The sequence below is a fragment of the Pseudomonas sp. NPDC085632 genome (assembly GCF_044541255.1).
In the GTDB taxonomy this organism is placed as follows: Bacteria; Pseudomonadota; Gammaproteobacteria; order Pseudomonadales; family Pseudomonadaceae; genus Aquipseudomonas.
Map to the genome: position 1 here is coordinate 138,984 of NZ_JBITSX010000006.1, position 21,851 is coordinate 160,834.

A 21,851-nucleotide genomic window follows, 5' to 3' on the forward strand; every position below is an offset into this window, starting at 1 on the left:
GGTTCGTCATTGCCACGTTGAGAAAATTTATGGCTGAAAAATAACAAGGTTGTGTCGCTTGCGGCATGCCAATGGTCTGTCGTGTACACTCCGTCGCTGTGATGGCTCTGTGATGGCTCTGTGATACTGAAACTATGATCATGCAAACAATTAGAAGATTCTCTGTTTATTTCAAAATTTACTTCTTTCCATACTTTAAACTGGAGAGGTCGATGGCGGCATTTTTCGCTATCGCTTCTCTTGTTCTAGGGCTTTCGATGGTGTTAAGTCTTGGGGGGATTCTACAGCAGCATTCTGTTGCCATATTAAATAGTTCTGGATCGACTATTTATTCGACCGCGTATCAAGATGATTTTGTTAAATTTAACAGTTTATATAGTTGGATGAAAGGGGGCGTTCACTGGGTTTTTTTAAGCATGGCTTTCGTGATTATATTTTTTTCTTTTGTAGAAAGCCGCGCTCGATTGCTGTCAATTAGAATGGTTGTTTCCTTCTTCGTGGTGCTGTCGGTCGCAGATGTGATAGCGGAGGCGATCGCCGGAGTTCTTGCAGTCGAGACGATATTTGTTAACCTGTTATCCAATGTGGTCGGTGCGGTCGTACTGCTAAGTTTGATGCTTTGTGTTTTGTGGGTGTTGGACTCAGTATTGAAACATACATCTGCTCACTGGTTTCTTCATTATTTTATTGCTTTAATTGTCCCGGTTGTAGCTGGAATGCTTTTACTTGTATTTTTTTATTATTTGATAATGTTGTTTTATAGTCCTGTGCCTACGAAGATTGAAATAATAGCCAAAGCGCCGCTTGAAGGTATTTATGAATCTTCTCCTAAGAAAAGTTCTGTAGGAAGTGAGGCTGAATCTTTTGGGGTGCTTAATTATAATCAGTATGTTGGTGGTGGGTTAAAATGGGTTGGAGAGGCAAGCCCGTTTTTGCTAAGCTTAAAGAAAGACAAAGAGTTGGGTAAGCTTAAAGCTCGGATATATTTTTTTTCTGGTTGCGAGTCTGACGATATTGATGGGATTAAAAAAATAGCTAACTCCTTTATTGCGATTTCTGATCTTGGAAGCTTTAATTTAAGTACAGCCGCGGCTTCGGCAGCGTTTATGGTGGCGCCATCTGCATCACTGAGGGTTGATTCTGTGACTCTAGGTAAAAAGGCGTTCGCCCTCAAAGTTGAAGAGGGGGGGAAGAAGGTTGATATGATGCGTTATATGCTGGCGGGGTCGAAAGTCTTTTTTGGTGCGCCAAGTTCTGATTACTCTATTCTTCTCTCGTTCTCTTTGCTGAATTCTTCTTCGGAAGCAATTAGGAATTTGGTTGATCGCGAGATTTTGTTGGAGATAAATGGAAAGGAGTATCGATTTGATTTTTCTGCCGCGGATTTATCAACATTGTCAGGGAAGTCGGCGTGTCGGGGGTTAGGGATTTCAAACCTCTCAAAAAATAATGGTTATTTTTTGAAAGACAGTATGGTGCTCAATATTTTGGTGGCAGTGGCCCCAGAGAGGCCTTCGGATTATTTTTTTAAATCAAAGAATAATGAGGTTGTTTTCAGTGGTCTGGATAGTGGGTGGTTAACGCGCGAAGGAGTAAAATTTGAAGATATCCAAAAAAATAGCGTAGATGGTGAACTCTCCTATTTGCAATTGAAGGGGGACTTTGATCTTGTGATGGATGGGGAGCCATATAAAACTAATGCGCTTCGATTTTATACTGTCTCCGAAGGAAGCCTAAAAGGGGTAGTTGCTGATGATGGTAAGTTCAGATTTTTCGGAGTGGCGGATACATTGTATGAAGAGCAGTCTAGGCTGAATAAGACAAGGTGGGAACGATTGGATAATTCGCGGTATGCAGTTTTTGCTTTAGTTCCTGCTTTTTTTATTTGGTTAGGAACATTCGTAGTGGGTTTGATCCGAAAAGACTACGAGTTCGATTTTCTGAAGAGATCAATTTAACGAATAGCTGAGCTACTTTTTTGATCTCCTCAAATTTAGAACTGGATAGATTTTATTTAGGCCCGAGAATCTTCGCCAGCTTGTCCGGCGAAGGCGCGCCTTGCTGCTGTTGCAGTTCGCCCTTGTCATCCATATAGAAGATTGCCGGCGTCGCCTGCAAATCGAGGTCTTCCATCAACTGCATGTTCGCCGCCAGTTTGCTCTGCACGGCCGCTGGAATATCTTTCAGCGCTTTTAGCGAACTGCCCTTGCCAGCCTTTTCGTGATCTTCCAGGGCCTTGGCCGGATCTTTTGCCGCCAGCAGCGCCGCCGATTTACCCGGGCTGTCTTCGCGAATGATGCCGACCATGATGTGCCGCAACTGCACCTTGCCGGACTTGACCCACGGCCGCGCCTGTTCCCAGAACATGTTGCAGTATGGGCAGTTCGGGTCGCTGAACAGGTACACCGTGCGCGGTGCATCCTTGTTGCCGTCCTGAATCCAGTTGCTCGCCTCGAACTTCGCCCAGACTTCCTTGGCCATTGGCGCGTAGACCAGTTTTTGCAGCGACTCGCTGCTCAGATCCTTGCCGTCGGCGTCGTACAGATTACCGAGCAAAACGTGCTTGCCATCCGGGGTCAGGTACAGCGCCATGCCGCGGTTCTGATATTGCGCCGCATAACCGCGCAGGCCATCGGGCGCATCGAACTGGCCGACGATTTTCGCGCCTTTGGCTTCGATCTGTTTGATCGCCGCAGGCAACTCTTCAGCAGCCTGCACCGACGGCAAGTGCAGCAGGGCGGTGCCCAGAGTCAGCGTCAGCAGGTGGCGGAGGCGGGGCATGGCAGTTTCCTTGCAGAGGTGGCCGGTGCAGTGGCCGGGTTCGAATTCGGGGTCGGGGTGTCGAAGTTTTCCAGCGCGCGCGCCAGGCTGGCGTTGGACAACTCGCCCAGGTGGCTGCTCAGCAACCGACCGTCAGGGCTATAGAACAGCGTAGTCGGCAATGCCATGGAACCCACGGCCTGACCGAGGCGACCGCTGCGGTCAAACAACACGTTGTTGAGGCTCAGGCCTTGGGTTTCCAGAAACGTCGCCACGCTTTGCATGCTTTCGGCCTGATTGACGAACAGGAAGGTCAGGTCCGGGCGTTGTTGCTGGGCATTCTCCAGGACTGGCATTTCGCGCCGGCACGGCGGGCACCAGGTCGCCCATAGATTGATCACCAACGGGCCACCCTGATAGTCGCTGAGCTGGATGGTTTCTCCGGCGGCATTGCGCAGGGAGATGTCCGGCAATCGGCTGCCTTGTTCATAGATGTTCAACGACAGTGTCGCCAGCAGCCAGAACGCCACACCGCTGGCCACGCCAAAACCCAGTGGGCGACGCAAGCCCGGACGGCGCCAGCCGCGATACAGCGCCACCAGCAACAGCACGATCACACCCGGCCAGGCGAGGAAACCACCGTCACGCAGATCGATGATCTGCCATGGGTCATTGCGATAGTGCGACCAGTACAGCAGCACAAAGGCAATTCGCGCTGCGAGCATGCCCAGCAGAAACAGGCTGAACAATGCCGACTCGGGGTTATCGTCGCCACGCTTGGCCACCCGCCAGCCGACAAAAGTCGCCAGCGCCAGGGCACTGATCAGCAGCAGGTGATTAAGCGCAATCGCAAAAGTACCGAGAGTGAAAGTCAGCATTAATTGGCGTCCCGGGTGGTGGCCCAGCGTTGCAGAAACGTCTCGGCATCGACTTCGCCGGTGATGCGCTGGCTGCGGCGTTCTTCGCCATCGGTGCCGATCCAGACGAAGCTCGGTGGCCCCGGCACCTTGTAGCGGCTGAGCAATTCACGGCTGGCGGCGTTGTCGGCGGTGACATCGAGCCGCAGCAGGCGCACGTCGCTCAATGCCTGCATGACTTTGTCCTTGCCGAACACCTGCTTCTCCATGACCTTGCACGACACGCACCAGTCTGCGTAGTAGTCGAGCAGTACCCACTGCCCCTTGGCTTTGGCGGCATCGAGTTCACTTTGCAGCGCCGCCGGCTCCTTGATCGTGATGAACGCGTCATGAGCCGATGGCGCTGCAGTCCCGACGCGGCCGGCACTGTAGACCTGCAACGGCTGATACAGATCATCGCTGCCGCCCGCCGCGCCAATCACCAGCACACTGCCCCACAGCCCGAGCAACAGCGAACTGGCGCCGAACAACTGGGCCACTCGGCCAAAACCTTCGGACTGTTTCCAGGCACAGAACGCAGCGATCAACAGCAATGCACCGCACAGGCCCAGCCACAACGATGCATCCAGCACCGGACGCAACATCAACAGCGCCGTGGCGAGGAAGAGGAAACCGAATACGCCTTTGAGCAGGTTCATCCAGGCACCGGGTTTGGGCAGGAAGCGATTGCCCACGGTCACCAGCAACAACAATGGCACACCGATGCCGATGCCCAGCGAGAACAGAATCAAACCACCGTGCAAGGCATTGCCGCTCTGCGCGATGTACAGCAACGCACCTGCCAGCGGCGCGGTCATGCACGGGCCGACCAGCAGACCGGACAAGGCACCGAGGACCCCGGCGCCAATCAGGCTGCCACCGCTGCGACTGCGCGAGGCGTGTTCAAGACGATCGCGCAGGGCCACCGGCAATTGCAGTTCAAAGAAACCGAACATCGGCAAGGCCAGCACCACAAAGATCGCGGCGAACGTGCCGAGCAGCCACGGATTCTGCAACCACGCCTGCAGGTTTGCGCCGAGCAGCGCGGCGATCACGCCCATCGCGGCATACACCAGGGCCATGCAGATCACATAACTGCCGGCCAGCGCGAAACCGCGACGCGGGGTAGCACCACTGCCGACCACCATGCCGGCCAGAATCGGCAGCATTGGCAATGTGCAAGGCGTGAATGCCAGCAACAGACCGAGGCCGAAAAACACCAGCAAGCTCCAGCCCAGCGCCCGTTGTTGCAGGCTACTGGCCAAGGCTTGATCCGGTGCTTCAGCGTTTGCGCCCACCGCCGCTTTGCCGCCCAGGTCAATCACCCGGGTTTGCGGCGGATAGCACAGGCCGGCATCGGCACAGCCCTGATAGCTGACCTTGATCTGCCCCGTGGCTGCCGCCGGGATTTTCACTTCCAGCCCTTGGCGATAGACCGGTTGCTCTCCGAAAAACTCGTCGCTGTGGGATTCGCCTTCAGGCAGTGTCGGCTGCTGTGCTGCGCTCAGTCCGTCGAATTTCAGGCGTTTCTGATAGAGGTAGTAACCGTCGGTGATTTGCCAGAACAACTGCGTTTCACCGGATTCCAGGCGTTCGGACGTGAGCACGAATGCCTGGTCGACCGGCAGAAACTCCGGTTTTGTCTCAAATGGATTATTCCCCGCCTGGGCCAGGCTGGACATCAGCAGAGCAAACAATAGAAAAAAATGACGCATGGAGGAGCCTTGTCCCTGTGCAAGTGAGGCGCAGAATGGGCGGCTGCGATTAACCGATAATTAACCGTATCCTACAAGGCCCTCCGGGCTTCGGCCAATCAGCCTCGCAGCAGTCCGGGCCAGTTCGTGTCATTGACGGTTTGCGGGCCGGAGACCAGGCGGTCGGACTGAATGTTGTAAGTCAGGTATTGGTTGTCGGTCAGGAAGATGTACCAGTAGCTGTCGGCGAAAGTCCGGTCATTTTGCGCTGCCGTGATGATGCGGTCCTTGTACGGTATCAGCGCGCCAAGTTGATAGTCCCCGAAGGATTTGTAAGTCAGGGTCTTTGCTTTGTAGTTAAACGATAGATAGTGCCCGTCGTTCAGGATGAACCTGAACAGAAACGGGTGACCGGTCAGTTGGAACCAGGTGCCGGCGATGATCTTGTCGAAGTAGGGCAATATCGGCTTCCAGATCGAATCGGAAACTTTATAGAAAGCATCGACCTTGTCCTTGTCCTGGTTGTATTTACACACCATGGGTATTGTTCCCTGATAGAAGAACAACCAGGCAATATCTTCATCGGACGGGGTGTTCCAGCCGAATGAAGTGGTTGTCAGTCCAAAACGCAAGTCTTTGGCATAGGGGTCAAAGCTGTCCCAGCTACCGTCGACCGATGCGGGATAGTTGGCGGATACCTTATTGTCACCGAGATCGAATCGGGAATAGGTGTCGCTGTTCTTGAAGAAGAAATAAATACGGTCGGGGCCGGAGCGCCAATCGATCGCGACGAAGTTTTTTAGTTGAGGCATGTTTGTTAAGTCCCTTTAAAGTTGTCGGTGGTTGCCAGTCGAAAACTAAATGATCGAAGGGTTATTACATAGGGAGAAACTGTTTCTTTATTAGTGGGAAAGTTTCAGCGCCGGGTGAGTCCCTGCGTCAGGTGGCGCCCCGATGTTTATGCCCGGCTTTCCGTAAGCGCCGGTGACGGCCATAATTGCCGCTTAATCCTCGCCTGCTTCACTCGCCTTTTTTATCCACGGAGCATCCATGCACGTACTGGTTTGCGAAGACGATGAGCTGATTGCCAGTGGCATCGTTGCTGGCCTGACGGCTCAAGGGCTGACGGTCGAGCACGTCAACACCGCGTCGAAGGCGCGGGCGATGCTCAAGGTGGCTGAATTCGACGTGATGGTCCTTGATCTCGGCCTGCCCGACGAAGATGGCCTCAAATTGCTGCAACAATTGCGTCAGAGTGGCCTGGAAATCCCGGTGCTGATTCTGACCGCGCGCGACTCGGTGACCGACCGTGTCGATGGCTTGCAGGCCGGGGCTGACGATTACCTGCTCAAACCGTTCGATCTGCGTGAACTGTTTGCTCGTCTGCAAACCTTGTTGCGGCGGGTCGCCGGACGCAGTGTCAACCTGATTGAGCACGGCGCGCTGACGTACGACCCGAGCAGCCGCGAAACCATGCTGGCCGGGCAACCGGTGGATTTGTCGCGCCGCGAGCAATCGCTGTTGCAGGCGCTGCTGCACAATCGTGGTCGGGTGCTGTCCACCGAACAGTTGAAGGACAGTGTCTACGGTTTCAACGATGAACTGGAAAGCAACGCGCTGAACGTGCATATCCATCACCTGCGCAGCAAACTGGGTAAAGGCATCGTCGAAACCGTGCGTGGTCTGGGCTATCGCCTCGGCCCGGCTGACGGTGGAGATCAAGGCAAGTGATGAGTCTGCGACTGCGCCTGAGCCTGACCCTCGGCGCTGCGTTCGCGCTGATCTGGGCGCTGGCGGCGGCCTGGATGCTCAGTGACCTGCGCAATCAGATGATGTTCTCCCTCGACCAGCGTCTGGTGGCGTCGGCGCGCATGGTTGCCGGGCTGCTGGAACAGCTGCCGACACTGCCGAGCAAAGGCGAGGGCACCCATTTCAGTGCCGAACAACTGAATATCCCCGGTGGCATGGCGTGTCAGGTCAGTTCCTTGCGCGGGGAAATTCTCGCGCGCAGCCACAACAACCCCGAACAAGCCCTGGAAGCGGAGAAAATGGGTTTCCATGACCAGATGATCGACGGCGCACCGTGGCGCAGCTTCACCCTCGCCCGGGGCGATGTGCGGATTACCACCGCCGACCGGCAGATCGAGCGCGAAGCCCTGAACATGTCGATTCTACTGGCGGCGTCGGTGCCGGTGGGTGTGGCGTTGCTCGGTTGTCTGTGTCTGCTGTGGCTGGGCATCGGCCAGGGACTGGCGCCGCTCAACCGTCTGCGTGAAGCACTGATGCGGCGCAATGCCGATTCGCTCGAGCCGTTGCAGATCCAGACCTTCCCCAGCGAATTGAAGCCGCTGCTTGAAACGCAAAACCAGTTGTTCCAGCGCATTGGCAAGACCATCGAGCGTGAGCGCCGTCTGACCGGTGACGCGGCGCATGAACTGCGCAGCCCGCTGACGGCGATCAAGACGCACCTGCAAGTCGCACGCATGACCGATGGCAGCGCTCGAGATCAGTCGCTGGCACGGGCCGAGGAGGGCGCCGATCGCTTGCATCGCACCCTCGAGCAACTGCTGTTGCTGGCGCGGGTCGAGGGCAGTCTGTCGTTCGATGACGGTTCGCAATGCAGTGCCGAGCAAGTGGCACGCCTGGCGATTCAGGACGCCACGGGGGGCGAGCGCCTGCGCATCAAGCTGCAACTGCCGGCTGAGCTTTCTGCTGCACCGCTGCAGATGCCGGCGGTGCTGTCGATTGCGGCGCTGCGCAATCTGCTCGACAACGCCCTGCGCCATACACCTGAGGACTGTGCGGTTGAGCTGAACCTGGAAACCATTGGCAACCGCGTGCGTTTTGTCGTGCGCGACCACGGGCCGGGGATTGCGCCGGATGACCTTCAACACCTGACTCAACGCTTCTGGCGCAACGGCCAAAGCACCGGTTGCGGCCTCGGCCTGGCGATTGTTCAGGCGATCGTCCAGCGCTGTGACTGCGCCCTGCATTTCGACAGCCGCCCGGATGGCCTGCGCGTCGAACTGACCATGCCGTTGCAGCCAGTCTGAATTCACCGCACATCCCTGGGAGCGAGCCTGCTCGCTCCCAGGGGAAGGTGTTTTGGCACATCAAATGTAACTTCTCGGCGTTCGCTATCCGGCCCGGGTGGGGGTAAGGTCAACGCAGCTTTGACTCAATGGATTGAGGGAACTGTGCCATGGAAGCACCCATCTGCATTCGCTCGGCCACACTGGCCGACGCCGGCATTATCAGCCGCATCATCGAGCGTTCGATCCGCATCGGTTGTGCGCTCGACCACCGTAATGATCCGTCACTCGTCAGCACATGGATCGGCCAGCAATCCGCCGACTTCATCGGTGCCCGGCTCGCTGACCCGCACTTCTATTTGTGTATCGCATTGCTGGCGGACAAACCGGTCGGCGTCGGTATGGCACAAGCCCGCGGCGATATTTCGCTGTGTTACGTGCAGCCGGAGTCCTTTCGTCGTGGCGTCGGGCGGGCGCTGATGCAGGATCTGGAGGGCTGGTTGCGGGTTCGCGGAGTTCCTCACGCTGACCTCAACAGCACACGCACCGGTCGCGCTTTTTATCGCCGTCTCGGCTACCGCGAGTCAGCGCCAGCCCTCCAATACCAAGGCTTGCAGAGCCTGCCCATGCACAAGTCATTAGCAGTGTCGGGCTGACAACTCGATCACGGGCTAAATCCTCAGGCCCCTTAAGCGTTTCCAGAACAGGAAAACCTGCAAGTGCGCCCCGCGATCGGAATGCGCACCTGTCCGGTGTGCTGTTTTGGTCACTATCCATAGCCAATTGAGGGGTCGAGAGATGTCAGTCGCCACCAGCCTTATCGAAGAGTCGTCGGCCCGGGTTACCTCGGCGCCGGCCGAAACGCTGTACCAGTTCAACGAATCGCCATTGCTGGCTCGTCAGGCCCGGCAGGAATCCAACGCGCGCAGCTATCCACGACGTATTCCATTGGCACTGAAGCGCGCCAAAGGCCTGTATGTCGAAGACGTTGAAGGGCGCACGTTCATCGACTGCCTCGCTGGGGCCGGCACGCTGGCGCTGGGGCATAATCACCCGGTGGTAATCGAAGCGATCCAGCAGGTACTCGCCGATGAATTGCCACTGCACACCCTCGACCTGACCACGCCGGTCAAGGATCAGTTCGTCCAGGATCTCTTCGCTCTGCTGCCTTCGGCCCTTGCGGCTGAAGCGAAAATCCAGTTCTGTGGCCCGACCGGCACTGATGCCGTGGAAGCGGCGCTGAAACTGGTGCGTACAGCGACCGGGCGCAGCACGGTCCTGTCGTTCTCCGGCGGTTACCACGGCATGAGTCAGGGTGCGTTGAGCCTGATGGGCAGCCTCGGGCCGAAAAAGCCGCTGGGTGCGCTGCTCAGCAGTGGCGTGCAGTTCATGCCGTTCCCGTATGACTACCGTTGCCCGTTCGGCCTTGGTGGCGCGGCGGGCGTAAAGGCCAATCTGAGTTACCTGGAAAACCTGCTCAACGACCCGGAAGCCGGCGTGCAATTGCCTGCAGCGGTGATTGTCGAGGCGGTGCAGGGCGAGGGCGGCGTGATTCCGGCGGACATCGAGTGGCTGCGCGGCTTGCGCCGGATTACCGAGAAGGCCGGTGTGGCGCTGATTGTTGACGAAATCCAGAGCGGTTTCGCCCGCACCGGCAAGATGTTTGCCTTCGAACACGCTGGCATCACCCCGGATGTGGTGGTGCTGTCCAAAGCCATCGGCGGCAGCCTGCCGTTGGCCGTGGTGGTCTATCGCGACTGGCTCGACACCTGGCAGCCGGGCGCGCACGCCGGCACGTTCCGTGGCAATCAGATGGCCATGGCGGCAGGCTCTGCGGTGATGCGTTATCTGGTTGAGCACAAGGTCTGCGAGCACGCTGCTGCCATGGGCGAGCGCCTCAGCGAGCACCTGCGCATCCTGCAACGCGACTTCCCGCAACTGGGTGATATTCGTGGTCGTGGCCTGATGCTCGGGGTAGAGCTGGTCGAGCCGAACGGCACACCCGATGCGCTCGGTCATCCGCCGGCGTTCGCGCGACTGGCGCCGCTGCTACAACGCGAGTGCCTCAAGCGGGGCCTGATTCTGGAACTCGGCGGTCGGCATGGCGCGGTGGTGCGTTTTCTGCCGCCGCTGGTGATCACCGCCGCTGAAATCGACCGTGTTGCCGAAATCTTTGGTCGCGCGTTGGCCGCTGCCACCGCTGCGTTGTAAATTTTTCGCCGCGCCGAACGTTCTTTCTACATACCCGGCTGCGCCCCTCGTGCAGCCCACCTTACAACGATGGAGAACCAGCATGACGTCAGTATTCGACCGCGAGGACATCCTCTTTCAGGTCGTGGTCAACCACGAAGAGCAATACTCGATCTGGCCGGATTACAAAGCCGTGCCGGAAGGCTGGCGCACCGTGGGCAAGAGCGGCCTGAAAAAGGAATGCCTGGCCTACATCGAAGAAGTCTGGACTGACATGCGTCCGCTGAGCCTGCGCCAGAAGATGGAAGGGCAGGCCGCCGCGCAATAAGCGGCCGGGCAAAAAGAAACCCGCTGGACTGGTAACAGTCAGCGGGTTTTTTCTTGCCTTGGATTTGTGTTGCCTTCCAGGGCCCCATCGCTGGCAAGCCAGCTCCCACAGGTATCTTGGTGATTACAAAATCTGCGTTCACCGAGAACCCTGTGGGAGTTGGCTTGCCAGCGATGAACGATAACGCGGTTTCAGCTGAAATTAAGCCCCGCTCAAGCCCTTGAGCAGCAAATCGACATTGCCTTCCAGCTCCGCCACCGGATCCGCCGCATCCGTACTCAACACCACCAGATGACTACCCGACTCGGCAATCGCCGCTTTCACCGGCTCCGACGGCTGGCGATGATGCAGCACCACCCCGACATCATTGTCCTTGAGCGTAGCCGTGAGTTTTTTCAGATCCTCCGGCGTCCACTCCGCATCCGGCCGTGGATCCTCGCCGATCAGCTCCAGATTGAGGCTACCGATCAGATAGCCAAAGTGATCGCTCAAACTCATCACGCTCAGGTTGTCTGCACTCGCCAGTCGCGCCTCACTGTCGGCACTGAGCTTCAACAAACGCTGCTTCAACGCTGCCAGATTCGCTTCGATTGCAGGCTTGTCACCCGGTGCCAGGCGCACCAGATCCGCCGCCATCACATCCGCCATGCGCCCCATGTTGTTGCTGGCCAGCCATGGCTGACTGTTCAAGCCATCGATCTTCAGATCCGGTTGTACGGCTATGCCGGGCAGGGCGCCATCCACCGGGCGCGCCGCGTCGATCTCGACAATACGAATATTGCTGCGACGGGCGATCGGGTACAGCGGATCATCCGCCCACAGCGAACGCACGCCTATCACCGCATCGGCGCCGGTTGCCAGTTTGCTCAGTGCCGGCGCACCGCGACCGGTGAAATAAGCAGTTTGGCGGCTGCCCGGCAAGTTCGCCGGTGCCGCACGTTCGAGGTTCACGTCAGTGCCTTTGAGCAGTACTTCGCCCAGGCCATAAGTGATCGGCAACGAGGCCAGCACTCGCAGCGGTTTGCCGTTTTCGGCAGCCATCAACGGGGTGCAGACCACGCCGCACAGGGTCATGGCCAGCGTCAGTTTGCGAATTGAAAAAGTCATTTATCCAAGATTCCCTTTCAGACTCGGGACAACCCCGCGCGCAATGGCGGCAAGGGCAAAGGCAATACCGGCGACCAGAATGATTGCGGCGCCGGACGGAATCGGCAGATCGAACACGATGGGCGCAAGAATCCCGCACAACGTGCTGACCGTGGCGATCAACACCGAGCACCAGAAGAACCCTTTGAGTGACTGGCTGAGCAACCGTGCCGCCGCGGCCGGGATCACCAGCAGTGCACCGACCAGAATCGCGCCGATGACTTTCACTGCCGCCACGGTGATCAGCGTCACCAGAATCACGAACAGATAATCCAGGGTCTTCACCGCCACTCCACGCACGGCTGCCAGTTGCGGATTGAAGCTGGCGAGCATGATGCGGTTGTACAGCGGTAGCGCCAATGCCATGACCAGCGAGCCGACGATGGCCAGCACCGCCAGATCGTTGCCGTTGACCGTCAGCACTGAACCGAACAGCACGTTCTCGAGAATGTGCACGTTGATCTTGCCCGCCAGAATCAACAGCAGACTCGCGCCCAGTGCCAGCGACACCGACAGAAACACGCCGATCAAAGTATCCGGTGCCAGGCCGGTACGGTTGCGCAGGTAATTGAGCAGGATGCCGAACAGCAGGCAATAACCGAACAGGCTGCCATAGGGGCCGGTGTAGGGTTCGCCGAGCAGTATGCCGATGGCCACGCCGGTCAGGGCCGCGTGGCCCACCGCTTCGGAGAAAAACGCGAAGCGCTTGACCACCACCAGCGTGCCGAGGCCGCCGAGCACCGGGCCGATCAACAGGCCGGCAAGCAATGCATTGACCACAAAACCGTAGGCCAGTGCTTCCGGCAGATAGCCGGACGACGCCCAGCCTTGCACCATCAAACGAAAGGCTTCGTAATTCATCAGGCAGCGCTCCGTGGATGGGTCGAGAACAGCGTCAGCAGTCGTTCCGGGGTCAGCGCCTGTTGTGGCGTGGCATCGAACAGCACACGACGGTTAAGGCCGGTGACCCGATCGGCCAGGCGCCCGACCGCTTCCAGATCGTGCTCGATCCACAACACGGTGATGCCCGCCGCGCGCCAGTCGCCGAGCAGGCGTTCGAAGACCTGAATCCCGGCTTCATCGAGGGCTGACATCGGCTCATCCAGCACCAGCAATTGCGGCGCCGGAATCAAACCTTGCGCGAGCAGCACCCGCTGCCGTTCCCCGCCGGACAGCGCACCCATACGCCGCTTGCGTTTGTCCTGCATGCCGACGCGTTCCAGCGCATCGCCAATGGCGCCGGTGTAACGCTTGCTCAAACCGAGAAACGCCGGGCGTCGCTGACACATCGCGGCCATGAAATCGTCAACGGTCAAAGGCAAACCGCGATCGAACTCCAACGCCTGCGGTACATAACCGATGGTGCCGGGTTCGCCGGGCCATTGCAGGCTGAGCTGGCCCTGATGCGGCATTTGTCCGAGCAGGGTCTTGATCAGCGAACTCTTGCCGCCACCGTTGGGGCCGACCAAGGCATGTACGCTGCCGGGCTGAACCTGGAAGGTGACGTTGTCGAGAATCGTGGTTCGCCCCAGCGTCAGACAAACCTCCGCAAATTCCAGCGTCGGCCCCGAAACCTGTGGGAGCGAGCTTGCTCGCGAATGCGGTGTGTCATTCAACAATGATGTCGGCAGATCCGGCGCCTTCGCGAGCAAGCTCGCTCCCACAGGGTTTTCGGTGTTGTCGGCGATCAGGTTTTCTTTCGAAGTCATGCGCCAGACTCCTGAATCGCCCGCACCACGGTGTTGAGGTTGCCGGTCATTTCCTTTTCGTACTTGTCGGCGGTGTATTCGCCGTAGGAAATGTGCGACAGCGGATACAGCTTCACCCCGGACTCGCGCTGAATCGTCTCGACGTAAGTGGAGGGGAAATCCATCTCCGAGAAGATCACTTTCACGTCCAGTTCACGCAACTGGTCGATGGTCTTTTTCAACTGGCTTGGGCTCGGCTCGATGCCGTGGGCCGGTTCAACCACGGCGGTCACTTCCAGGCCGAACTCGCGCAGCAGATAGTCGTAAGCGGCGTGTACTGTGGCCACGCGCAGTTCTGCGTTCGGCGCTTGAGTCAGTTTTGCCAGTGCGTCGGCGCGCATCTGGCGCAGGCGTTTGCCGTAGGCGCGGGCGTTCTGGGTGTAGGCCTTGGCGTTGTCCGGATCGAGTTTGCCCAGTTCGCGAGCGATGTTGTTGACTTGGGCGATGGAAGCGCTGATCGACAGGAACGTGTGTGGGTTTACCACTTTGCCGGCGCCGCGCGCGGCAACCCCGGTGGCTGCCAGCAGCGGTACGTTTTCGTTGGCTTCGATGGTTTTGATGTTCGGCGTTTCGCTGGCGGCGATCATGCGGTCGGCAAAGTCGTCGTGACCAACACCGTTGAGCACGATCACATCCAGCCCGCTGATACGTTTGATGTCCTCGGCCCGTGGTTCGTAGGCGTGCGGGTTAAAACCGGCGGGGATCAGCGGCACCACTTCGGCCTTGTCGCCGACGATGTTCGCCACGTAGCTGTAGTACGGGTGCAGGGTGATGCCGATGCGCAGGCGCTTGGCCTGATCGGCGCTGGCCAGCGGGCTCAGCAGGCAGGCACACAGGCCCACGAGAAACAGGCGTAACAACGGACGGCGAGGCGATGAAATAGACATGGGCAAGCGGTCTTCTCTCGGAGGAAGGCGAAGAATCAATGGCGATGTTCACGGGTAACCCCGGCATCGTATTGCGCGACGATCTGTTTCCAGCCAGCAGCGGACAGCGCCGCGGCATTCAGTTGCGCAGGGGCTTGAGCGGCGGCATCACGGTTGAGCCAGATGTCCGGCGCAGCCGTGTCGTCGGTACTCAGCAGCATGACGAACGAGCCAGCGACAGCCGGATTCCGGCTTTGACCGACATACGCGGTGTTCGCCAGCAACTGCCAGGCATGACCGCCACGGCTGACCGAACTCGCATCCTGGGCAAACGGCGCAAAGCCTTCGTCCGCCAGATTTTGCGGCGTCGGCAGGGCTTGCTGTTCTTCGCGCAGCAGGCGGATTTCATCGAGGGTCACCCGCAGGTCGGCGTAGATGCCTTGTTCCGAGGCACTGAGGTCGCGGCGCGCGTCGAGTTGATTGGACGCAACCGGCTCCGGCTCATGGGAAACCCCGCGCCACGCGACCACAGAACCGGCGACTGCCAGAATCAACAGGCATAACAGCAGCACATTGAGGGTTTCATGACCGGCGCCGGCCGGACGCACGATTTGTGTTGTGGGCGTACTCATGGTGCTTCGATATCCGCTTGGTCGATTTCCACAACGTGGCCTGGACCTGCGTCGAACAGCACGTAGAACTCGGCGCCAGGCTTCTTGAAGGTCAGCGTCGAGTCACTGCCGAGCTTGCCCGGCACTAGGATTGTTTCGTCGTAGCCAATCACATCGAGGGTCACCCCCGGTGCGCCGCTGCCGTCGGAGAACCCTCCGGTGCATTTGATCTGCTCGGCGTCGATGGCTTTGCATTCACACATCGGGTTGTGGGCCAGCGCACTGGCACTGAAGCCGGCGCACAGCATCAGCAGCGTGGCCTTCAGGCACAGGCGGAAAGGGCGTTGCGAGCAAGTCATGGTTTGACTCCTTGTTTGTTCAGCCAGGCGAAGGTGGCGGGGGAGGCCTGACTCAGGGGAATCGAAGCCTGATGCATGCTGCCGTCCCAGCCTTCCATGGTGATCCACAGTTCGGCGTCGGCTCTGGTCTTCTCCGGGATCGGCATTTGCGTGCCCATGCGGTAAGGCGTGCCGAAGAAAATCGTACCGGCGGCGCGCAGGCTGCGTGGCTTGCCGATGCGTAGGTAGGTGGCCTTGACCTGCTCGACACAGGCATCGCACAGGGCGGCGCTGAAATCTTTCATGTAACCGGCCGGGCCGGTGAGCACCGGCGCTTCGTTGCGCAGTTCGGCCAGGCGCAGGCTCCAGGGGCCGACCTGAATATTGCCGATTTCATGTTGGCCCAGGCCGCTGTCACCGCGAAACAGCGAGGCGTCGGCGAAGTACTTGGGCATGAACCCCAGCGGGATCAACAGCAGCAGGACATTGATGTGGAAGCGCCATTTGTGCCAGAAGCGTGCGAGTCGAGAAGGCTGTGCCTTGGTAGTGGACTTGCTCACAGGCTGGCCTCCGAGGTTTCACGGCTCATGGCCGGTTGTGCCTTGATGCGGTTTTTCTTGTCTTCGCGCTTCAGCGCATTGGCGGTGGCCAGGGCGGTGCGTTTGGTCCAGATCAACAAACCACTGAGAATCATCAGGCTCAGGATCAAACCGAAGAAGAACCAGATCAGCTTGATCCAGATGCCGCCGAAGTCGCCGGTGTGCAGCGGCCGCATGGACTCGGTGACGAACTCCAGCGACGAGCGATCGGACAGCAGGCGCGAAGCGGCGATATCGCCGTTGTACGGATTGAGCGTGGCGGTCTGGAACATCAGCGGATACCAGCCGCGACCGCCGACGCTCATGTGGCTGTAGGCATTGCCCGGCAGGCTGACGAAACTGGCCTCCAGCCCCGGAATCTTCTCTTGAGCGAGCTCGACTGCACGGTCCAGGCTGATCCGTGGCGGTGGCGTGCCGGCGGCAGAGATCGGCACGCTTTCGCGGGACATGGCAGGAATGATCGGCTCGCTGGAGATGGCGATCTGGTTGTCGAACAGAATCGCCCGAATCAGAAACCAAATCCCGGTGATGGAAATCACCGCAATGAACCAGATCGACCAGATACCGCACAAGCGATGGAAGTCACCCCAGAAGATTCGCGCGCCATGACGCACGCGCAGGGTCGGACGCAGAAAACCTTTCCAGAAGCGCTTGTAGACCACCAGCCCGGTGATCAGCGAGACCAGCATCGGCACGCCGAGGAACGACACCAGATACCAGCCCCAACTGAAACCGTTGGTGAACGGCACCAGCCACCAGCCGTGCAGGGCGCGGGTGAAGGCTTTGAAATCGAAGGTTGGCGCGGGGCCCTGGATCACCCCGGTGTAAGGATTGACGTAGACCGTCTGTGAGCGGCCGTCCGGATAGCTGACCGCAACGTCGAGCGCGAAGTGTGATTCGTCGGGGCGACTGATGCTTTCAACGAGGGTCTGCGGTTCGGCTTTTTTGATCGCCGCCATGATCTGGTCATAGCTGAGCAGCGGCGCATCGTCCGCAGGCTGGCTGGCGCGCATCTGCGGGTTGGCCAGCCAGACGATTTCCTGACTGACCACCGCCAGTGTGCCGGTGACACAGACGATCAGGACGAAGAACCAGATCGGTAACGCCAGCCAGCTATGAACGAGGAACCACAGTTTGGAGCGGGATTTCTTCGACATGATTGCGCGTCTTGATAGCGGTGAAAGGGCGCTTAGCTACGGGCTTCGCAGCACGGAGACCCCGAAAGACCGGACGTGGCTTTTGCCTACGCGAACGGCCTGCATCTATATAGGACGGATGAGCGTGGAAAATCCCGAAAGGCGATATGAAAGCAAATGTTTCCCAATTCGCAGGGTTTGACAGATCCCACTGTAGGAACTGCGGCACGCTGCGATCTTTTGATCCTGATCTTTAAAAAACAAGATCAAAAGATCGCAGCCTCGTTGCACTCGACAGCTCCTGCAGGGTTTGCGGATCGGCAGATCAAACACGATTCATGATCCACGCCATCACTCTCTGCCAATTGATGGCCGACCCGCGCTGCCTATGATGGAAATCACCACGAATGCCTGAGTGAACGCCTTGATGACCGCCAGAACCCTCTATGACAAACACATCGATTCGCACACAGTGTGCCGCCTCGACGATCAGGGCCATGTTCTGTTGTATATCGATCGTCAGGTGATCAACGAATACACCAGCCCGCAGGCCTTCAGTGGTTTACGTGCCGCCGGGCGCGAGGTCTGGCGGCCGGGCACGGCGTTGGCGGTGGTCGATCACGTCAACCCGACCACGCCTGTGCGCGTCGCGGCAATGCCTGATGCCGGCGGCGCCCGGCAAGTGTCGTATCTGGCGGAGAACTGCCGGGACTTCGGCATCGAGTTGCTGGACATCCTCGACAAGCGTCAGGGCATTGAACACGTGATCGCGCCCGAGCAGGGTTTCATTCTGCCCGGCATGGTCATCGCCGCCGGTGATAGCCATACCACCACCTATGGTGCACTCGGCGCCTTCGGTTTCGGCATCGGCACCTCCGAGATCGAACACCTGCTGGCCTCGCAGACGCTGGTCTACAAACGTCTGAAAAGCCTGCGTGTGACCGTCGACGGCGACCTGGCACCGGGCTTGACGTCCAAAGACGTGATCATGGCCCTGATCGGCCGCATCGGCGCGTCCGGGGCCAGCGGTTATGCGATCGAGTTCTGCGGCTCGACCATCGATGCCCTCAGCGTCGAAGCGCGCATGACCATCTGCAACATGGCCGTCGAGGCGGGTGCGCGCGGCGCATTCATGGCGCCGGATGACAAGGTCTTCGCCTATCTCAAGGGCAAGCCGCGAGCGCCGCAAGGTGAGCGGTGGGAACGGGGCGTGAAGAAGTGGCGCGAACTGCGCAGTGATCCCGGTGCGCTGTTTGACCGCGAGGTTCACCTTGATGCCAGCGTGCTGGAACCGATGGTCACCTGGGGCACCAGCCCCGATCAGGCCGCCGCGATCGGTGCGCGGGTGCCGGATCCGCAAGCGATCAGCGATCCGATCTTGCGCCAGGGCATGCGCCGCGCCCTCAACTACATGGGTCTCGAAGCGGGCATGGCGCTCAGCGATATCGTCATCAGCCACGCCTTTATCGGTTCGTGCACCAACGCGCGGATCGAAGACCTGCGCGATGCCGCCAGCGTCGTGCGCGGTCAGCAAGTGGCCGGGCATGTACGCGCGATGATTGTCCCTGGCTCCAGCGAAGTTCGCGCGCAGGCCGAGGCCGAAGGACTGGCGCAGATCTTTATCGACGCCGGGTTCGAATGGCGTCAGTCCGGCTGCTCGATGTGCCTGGCGATGAACGACGACGTACTTGCGCCCGGCGACCGCTGCGCGTCGAGTACCAACCGCAATTTTGAAGGTCGTCAGGGCGCCGGCGCGCGCACTCATCTGATGAGCCCGGCCATGGTTGCCGCCGCTGCGATCAGCGGTCGACTCACCGATATCCGCCATTTTGGAGTACGCCCATGAGCCTGCAACCTTTCACTCTGGTCAGCGGCCAGGCTGCGCCGTTACTGGCAGCGAACGTCGATACCGACGTGATCATGCCCAAACAGTTTCTCAAGGGTATCGATAGAAAAGGGCTGGATCGCGGATTGTTTTTCGATCTTCGATTTCAGCGCGATGGCACGCCCAACCCTGAGTTCGTGCTGAACCAGCCCGCCTGGAAAGGTGCGAACTTTCTTGTGGTCGGGGCCAATTTTGGCTGCGGATCGAGCCGTGAGCATGCAGTCTGGGGCCTGCAGCAGATGGGCATCCGCGCGTTGATCGGCAGCAGCTTTGCCGGGATTTTCTACGACAATTGCCAGCGTAACGGCGTGTTGTTGATCACGCTGGAGGAGGCGCAGGTGCAGCGCATCGGGCAGCTGGTTAGTCAGCCTGAAACGGCGCGGATCAGCATCGATCTGGAGGCGCAGCAGATTGGCCTGGCGGATGGCAGCGTGCTCGAGTTCCAGATCGATACTTTGCGTAAAACCGCATTGCTCTTGGGGCTGGACGCCATCGGCAGCACCCTGCAACGCCGCGAACAGATCAAAGATTTCGAACGCGAGCACCTGGCCAACAACCCTTGGTTAGGCTGAACGCCTACCCCGTGGGAGCTGGCTTGCCAGCGATGGCGTCAGTTCAGCCGGCACAGGTGTTGGATATGCTGGCCCTATCGCTGGCAAGCCAGCTCCCACAGGACTTTGTGGGACCTGGGTGTCTGGATTACAGCGACAATCCTTTGAAATGCGCCTGCAAAAACTCCACACACGCGCGCAACTTGCCCGAATGCGCCAGCCGTGTCGGGTATACCGCCCAGACATTCGCGCTCTGGCTGTAATCGTCCAGCACCTGCACCAAGCGTCCTTGCTCCAGCAACGGCCTCACATCCCACAACGACCGCAACAACACCCCCCGCCCGTCCAGTGCCCACTGCAAAACAATCTCGCCATTGTTCGACGACAACGGCCCGCTGACCCGCACGCTCTCTTGCCCGTCATCGCGATCCAGATGCCAGATCCCGAAGGCGTTGTCGCGCTCCTTGATCACCAGACAGTCGTGCTGTTGCAGTTCGTCCAGGGTTTGTGGCGTACCGCGACGTTGCAGATAACCGGGGGCGGCACACAGCACGCGCCGGTTGCTGACCAGACGCCGACCGATGTGCTGGCCGGGAATGTCGTCACCAACGCGGATCTCCAGATCGAAGCCTTCATTGATGATGTCCACCACCCGGTCAAACAGGTCGAGGCGAATCTCCAGTTCTGGATAACGTTCGGCCAGCAACGACACCGCCGGCGCGACGTGATTGCGACCGAAACCGAAACTGCTGCAGAGGTGCAAACGCCCACGCGGGCTGTCGTGGGCGTCGCAGAGTTCGTCGTGCAGTTGCTGGAAATCATCGAGAATGCGCAACGCCCAGCGCTGCACCCGTTCACCGTCCTCGGTCAGCGAGACGCGACGACTGGTGCGGTGCAGCAGGCGAGTGCCGAGGGTCGTTTCAAGAATCTGGATGCGTTTGCTGACATAGGCCGGTGACAGGCCCAGTTCATCTGCGGCGGCGGCAAAGCCGTTTTTGCGGATCACGGTGAGCAACACACGCAGGTCTTCGGGCAGGGGCACGGTGTCTTTCTTCTGGGACATGTCAAAACGAGCACTGGCGGCAGAAGCCGCCAGCATAGCACCGAGATCCAGTGGCTCCGGTCAACGGAGAAAGGCCAGCGCTTCGGCGAGCAACGGTTCGGGGATTTCTTCGGCAATGTAATGGCCGGCGGGCAAGGCCTGACCGCTGACGTTGGTCGCCACTTGCTGCCATTCCTTGAGAGGATCGAAGCACCGTCCGACCGTGCCTTCAGCGCCCCAAAGCACGCGCAGCGGCAGATTCAGATGATTCCCGGCGGCGATGTCGGCGCGGTCGTGCTCAAGATCGATGCCGGCGCTGGCGCGATAGTCTTCGCAGATGCCGCGTGCGCTGCCCGGTTGGCGCAGGCAGCGCAGGTATTCGCCGAAGGCGGCATCGGTAAACGGCTTGAGCCCGGCGCTGCGACTGCCCATCACACTGCGTAAATACGCTTCGGGATCGGCTTCGAGCAAGGTTTCCGGCAGCGGCGCCGGGCGGATCAGAAAGAACCAGTGCCAGTAGGCGCGGGCGAAGGTTTCGTTGGTTTGCGCGTACATCGACAGGGTCGGCGCGATGTCGAGCAGCATCATGCGCTGCACGGCGGCGGGATGGTCGAGCGCCAGTCGATGGGCGACCCGCGCGCCACGGTCGTGGGCGAGGACCGAAAACTGCGCGAAGCCCAGCGAGTGCATCAGCTCGACATTGTCGCGGGCCATTTCGCGTTTCGAGTAATTAACGTGCAGTTCATCGGCAGCCGGCCGACTGCTGTCGCCATAACCGCGCAGATCGGCGGCGACCACGGTGAAGTGTTCGGTCAGTTGTTCGGCAATCTTGTGCCAGATCACGTGGGTCTGCGGATGCCCGTGCAACAACAACAGGCCCGGCCCGCTGCCGCCGAGGCGGTAGGCAATGTCGACGCCGTTGACGTGGCGCTGGTCTTTGCGGAATCCGGCAAACATCGGACTGATCCTTTTTCAGGGTTCTGGGTGGATGCATCCTGAAATCGTCCGGCGTTTGCGGCAAGGGGCAAA

Annotated in this window: 22 protein-coding genes; 8 read left to right on the forward strand and 14 right to left on the reverse strand. The window is 59.1% G+C overall.

What is annotated here, in order from left to right; translation table 11 throughout:
• The first annotated feature begins 212 nt into the window (after positions 1-212).
• On the forward strand, positions 213-1,958 hold the full coding sequence (locus ACIF4X_RS07700) for a hypothetical protein (protein WP_397481634.1): 1,746 nt from the start codon (positions 213-215) through the stop codon (positions 1,956-1,958).
• A 52-nt stretch (positions 1,959-2,010) separates the two neighbouring features.
• On the opposite strand, the gene dsbG is transcribed toward ACIF4X_RS07700, so the two are convergent.
• The 4 genes from dsbG to ACIF4X_RS07720 all read right to left on the reverse strand — a co-directional run bounded on the left by dsbG (position 2,011) and on the right by ACIF4X_RS07720 (position 6,162).
• Positions 2,011-2,781, reverse strand: a complete 771-nt coding sequence (gene dsbG, locus ACIF4X_RS07705; protein ID WP_397481635.1) for a thiol:disulfide interchange protein DsbG — start codon at positions 2,779-2,781, stop codon at positions 2,011-2,013.
• Entirely contained in the window at positions 2,757-3,638 is an 882-nt protein-coding gene (locus tag ACIF4X_RS07710) for a prolipoprotein diacylglyceryl transferase family protein (protein ID WP_397481636.1), read from the reverse strand. The genes dsbG and ACIF4X_RS07710 overlap by 25 nt, the downstream gene beginning before the upstream one ends.
• Entirely contained in the window at positions 3,638-5,371 is a 1,734-nt protein-coding gene (dsbD, locus tag ACIF4X_RS07715) for a protein-disulfide reductase DsbD (protein ID WP_397481637.1), read from the reverse strand. The genes ACIF4X_RS07710 and dsbD overlap by 1 nt, the downstream gene beginning before the upstream one ends.
• A gap of 98 nt (positions 5,372-5,469) precedes the next feature.
• On the reverse strand, positions 5,470-6,162 hold the full coding sequence (locus ACIF4X_RS07720) for a hypothetical protein (RefSeq protein WP_397481638.1): 693 nt from the start codon (positions 6,160-6,162) through the stop codon (positions 5,470-5,472).
• A gap of 238 nt (positions 6,163-6,400) precedes the next feature.
• On the opposite strand from ACIF4X_RS07720, the gene ACIF4X_RS07725 reads away from it, so the two are divergent.
• The 5 genes from ACIF4X_RS07725 to ACIF4X_RS07745 all read left to right on the forward strand — a co-directional run bounded on the left by ACIF4X_RS07725 (position 6,401) and on the right by ACIF4X_RS07745 (position 10,900).
• A complete protein-coding gene (locus tag ACIF4X_RS07725) occupies positions 6,401-7,081 on the forward strand; it encodes a response regulator (RefSeq protein WP_053122214.1) in 681 nt (226 codons plus the stop codon).
• Positions 7,081-8,403, forward strand: coding sequence for an ATP-binding protein (locus ACIF4X_RS07730; RefSeq protein WP_397481639.1), 1,323 nt, complete (start codon positions 7,081-7,083; stop codon positions 8,401-8,403). The genes ACIF4X_RS07725 and ACIF4X_RS07730 overlap by 1 nt, the downstream gene beginning before the upstream one ends.
• A gap of 149 nt (positions 8,404-8,552) precedes the next feature.
• Positions 8,553-9,038 carry a GNAT family N-acetyltransferase gene (locus ACIF4X_RS07735; protein ID WP_397481640.1) on the forward strand — a complete coding sequence of 162 codons (486 nt, stop codon included), beginning with the start codon at positions 8,553-8,555 and terminating at the stop codon, positions 9,036-9,038.
• Between the two features lie 142 nt (positions 9,039-9,180).
• Positions 9,181-10,593, forward strand: a complete 1,413-nt coding sequence (locus ACIF4X_RS07740) for an aspartate aminotransferase family protein (RefSeq protein ID WP_397481641.1) — start codon at positions 9,181-9,183, stop codon at positions 10,591-10,593.
• 82 nt (positions 10,594-10,675) lie between these two features.
• Complete coding sequence (locus tag ACIF4X_RS07745; RefSeq protein WP_003226665.1) at positions 10,676-10,900, forward strand: MbtH family protein; 225 nt, start codon at positions 10,676-10,678, stop codon at positions 10,898-10,900.
• A gap of 201 nt (positions 10,901-11,101) precedes the next feature.
• Here ACIF4X_RS07745 and ACIF4X_RS07750 read toward each other — a convergent pair whose 3' ends face one another.
• The 8 genes from ACIF4X_RS07750 to ACIF4X_RS07785 are packed head-to-tail and all read right to left on the reverse strand — an operon-like array spanning position 11,102 to position 17,365.
• A complete protein-coding gene (locus tag ACIF4X_RS07750) occupies positions 11,102-12,007 on the reverse strand; it encodes a metal ABC transporter substrate-binding protein (protein WP_397481642.1) in 906 nt (301 codons plus the stop codon).
• Positions 12,008-12,907, reverse strand: coding sequence for a metal ABC transporter permease (locus tag ACIF4X_RS07755; protein WP_252874860.1), 900 nt, complete (start codon positions 12,905-12,907; stop codon positions 12,008-12,010).
• A complete protein-coding gene (locus ACIF4X_RS07760; protein ID WP_397481643.1) occupies positions 12,907-13,755 on the reverse strand; it encodes a metal ABC transporter ATP-binding protein in 849 nt (282 codons plus the stop codon). The genes ACIF4X_RS07755 and ACIF4X_RS07760 overlap by 1 nt, the downstream gene beginning before the upstream one ends.
• Complete coding sequence (locus ACIF4X_RS07765; protein WP_397481644.1) at positions 13,752-14,681, reverse strand: metal ABC transporter substrate-binding protein; 930 nt, start codon at positions 14,679-14,681, stop codon at positions 13,752-13,754. The genes ACIF4X_RS07760 and ACIF4X_RS07765 overlap by 4 nt, the downstream gene beginning before the upstream one ends.
• A 35-nt stretch (positions 14,682-14,716) precedes the next feature.
• The gene (locus ACIF4X_RS07770) at positions 14,717-15,292 is read right to left on the reverse strand and encodes a DUF6162 family protein (RefSeq protein WP_397481645.1); all 576 of its coding nucleotides are present in this window, start codon (positions 15,290-15,292) and stop codon (positions 14,717-14,719) included.
• Positions 15,289-15,630 (reverse strand): hypothetical protein, encoded by a 342-nt coding sequence (locus ACIF4X_RS07775; protein ID WP_397481646.1) that lies wholly within the window; start codon positions 15,628-15,630, stop codon positions 15,289-15,291. Before ACIF4X_RS07775 ends, ACIF4X_RS07770 begins: the two co-directional genes overlap by 4 nt.
• Positions 15,627-16,169: a thiamine pyrophosphate-binding protein gene (locus ACIF4X_RS07780; protein WP_397481647.1), complete on the reverse strand. Its 543-nt coding sequence runs from the start codon at positions 16,167-16,169 to the stop codon at positions 15,627-15,629. The genes ACIF4X_RS07775 and ACIF4X_RS07780 overlap by 4 nt, the downstream gene beginning before the upstream one ends.
• On the reverse strand, positions 16,166-17,365 hold the full coding sequence (locus ACIF4X_RS07785; protein WP_397481648.1) for a PepSY-associated TM helix domain-containing protein: 1,200 nt from the start codon (positions 17,363-17,365) through the stop codon (positions 16,166-16,168). Before ACIF4X_RS07785 ends, ACIF4X_RS07780 begins: the two co-directional genes overlap by 4 nt.
• A gap of 406 nt (positions 17,366-17,771) precedes the next feature.
• Between ACIF4X_RS07785 and leuC the strand changes: the two genes are divergently transcribed.
• Complete coding sequence (gene leuC, locus ACIF4X_RS07790) at positions 17,772-19,190, forward strand: 3-isopropylmalate dehydratase large subunit (RefSeq protein WP_397481649.1); 1,419 nt, start codon at positions 17,772-17,774, stop codon at positions 19,188-19,190.
• The gene (gene leuD / locus ACIF4X_RS07795; protein WP_397481650.1) at positions 19,187-19,801 is read left to right on the forward strand and encodes a 3-isopropylmalate dehydratase small subunit; all 615 of its coding nucleotides are present in this window, start codon (positions 19,187-19,189) and stop codon (positions 19,799-19,801) included. Before leuC ends, leuD begins: the two co-directional genes overlap by 4 nt.
• 127 nt (positions 19,802-19,928) lie before the next feature.
• Here leuD and ACIF4X_RS07800 read toward each other — a convergent pair whose 3' ends face one another.
• Positions 19,929-20,879, reverse strand: coding sequence for a LysR substrate-binding domain-containing protein (locus ACIF4X_RS07800; RefSeq protein WP_397481651.1), 951 nt, complete (start codon positions 20,877-20,879; stop codon positions 19,929-19,931).
• Positions 20,880-20,903: 24 nt separating this feature from the next.
• Positions 20,904-21,779, reverse strand: a complete 876-nt coding sequence (locus tag ACIF4X_RS07805) for an alpha/beta fold hydrolase (RefSeq protein ID WP_397481652.1) — start codon at positions 21,777-21,779, stop codon at positions 20,904-20,906.
• Positions 21,780-21,851: the final 72 nt, after the last annotated feature.

Excerpts from the sequence above, each read along its gene's own strand:
- ACIF4X_RS07735 (WP_397481640.1), top strand. The coding sequence starts at position 8,553 with ATGGAAGCACCCATCTGCATTCGCTCGGCCACACTGGCCGACGCCGGC.
- leuC (WP_397481649.1), top strand. The coding sequence starts at position 17,772 with ATGACCGCCAGAACCCTCTATGACAAACACATCGATTCGCACACAGTG.
- ACIF4X_RS07765 (WP_397481644.1), bottom strand. The coding sequence starts at position 14,681 with ATGTCTATTTCATCGCCTCGCCGTCCGTTGTTACGCCTGTTTCTCGTG.
- ACIF4X_RS07800 (WP_397481651.1), bottom strand. The coding sequence starts at position 20,879 with ATGCTGGCGGCTTCTGCCGCCAGTGCTCGTTTTGACATGTCCCAGAAG.
- ACIF4X_RS07770 (WP_397481645.1), bottom strand. The coding sequence starts at position 15,292 with ATGAGTACGCCCACAACACAAATCGTGCGTCCGGCCGGCGCCGGTCAT.
- ACIF4X_RS07730 (WP_397481639.1), top strand. The coding sequence starts at position 7,081 with ATGAGTCTGCGACTGCGCCTGAGCCTGACCCTCGGCGCTGCGTTCGCG.
- ACIF4X_RS07760 (WP_397481643.1), bottom strand. The coding sequence starts at position 13,755 with ATGACTTCGAAAGAAAACCTGATCGCCGACAACACCGAAAACCCTGTG.
- ACIF4X_RS07775 (WP_397481646.1), bottom strand. The coding sequence starts at position 15,630 with ATGACTTGCTCGCAACGCCCTTTCCGCCTGTGCCTGAAGGCCACGCTG.
- ACIF4X_RS07805 (WP_397481652.1), bottom strand. The coding sequence starts at position 21,779 with ATGTTTGCCGGATTCCGCAAAGACCAGCGCCACGTCAACGGCGTCGAC.
- ACIF4X_RS07740 (WP_397481641.1), top strand. The coding sequence starts at position 9,181 with ATGTCAGTCGCCACCAGCCTTATCGAAGAGTCGTCGGCCCGGGTTACC.
- ACIF4X_RS07700 (WP_397481634.1), top strand. The coding sequence starts at position 213 with ATGGCGGCATTTTTCGCTATCGCTTCTCTTGTTCTAGGGCTTTCGATG.
- dsbG (WP_397481635.1), bottom strand. The coding sequence starts at position 2,781 with ATGCCCCGCCTCCGCCACCTGCTGACGCTGACTCTGGGCACCGCCCTG.
- ACIF4X_RS07720 (WP_397481638.1), bottom strand. The coding sequence starts at position 6,162 with ATGCCTCAACTAAAAAACTTCGTCGCGATCGATTGGCGCTCCGGCCCC.
- ACIF4X_RS07710 (WP_397481636.1), bottom strand. The coding sequence starts at position 3,638 with ATGCTGACTTTCACTCTCGGTACTTTTGCGATTGCGCTTAATCACCTG.
- leuD (WP_397481650.1), top strand. The coding sequence starts at position 19,187 with ATGAGCCTGCAACCTTTCACTCTGGTCAGCGGCCAGGCTGCGCCGTTA.
- dsbD (WP_397481637.1), bottom strand. The coding sequence starts at position 5,371 with ATGCGTCATTTTTTTCTATTGTTTGCTCTGCTGATGTCCAGCCTGGCC.
- ACIF4X_RS07725 (WP_053122214.1), top strand. The coding sequence starts at position 6,401 with ATGCACGTACTGGTTTGCGAAGACGATGAGCTGATTGCCAGTGGCATC.
- ACIF4X_RS07785 (WP_397481648.1), bottom strand. The coding sequence starts at position 17,365 with ATGTCGAAGAAATCCCGCTCCAAACTGTGGTTCCTCGTTCATAGCTGG.
- ACIF4X_RS07755 (WP_252874860.1), bottom strand. The coding sequence starts at position 12,907 with ATGAATTACGAAGCCTTTCGTTTGATGGTGCAAGGCTGGGCGTCGTCC.
- ACIF4X_RS07745 (WP_003226665.1), top strand. The coding sequence starts at position 10,676 with ATGACGTCAGTATTCGACCGCGAGGACATCCTCTTTCAGGTCGTGGTC.
- ACIF4X_RS07750 (WP_397481642.1), bottom strand. The coding sequence starts at position 12,007 with ATGACTTTTTCAATTCGCAAACTGACGCTGGCCATGACCCTGTGCGGC.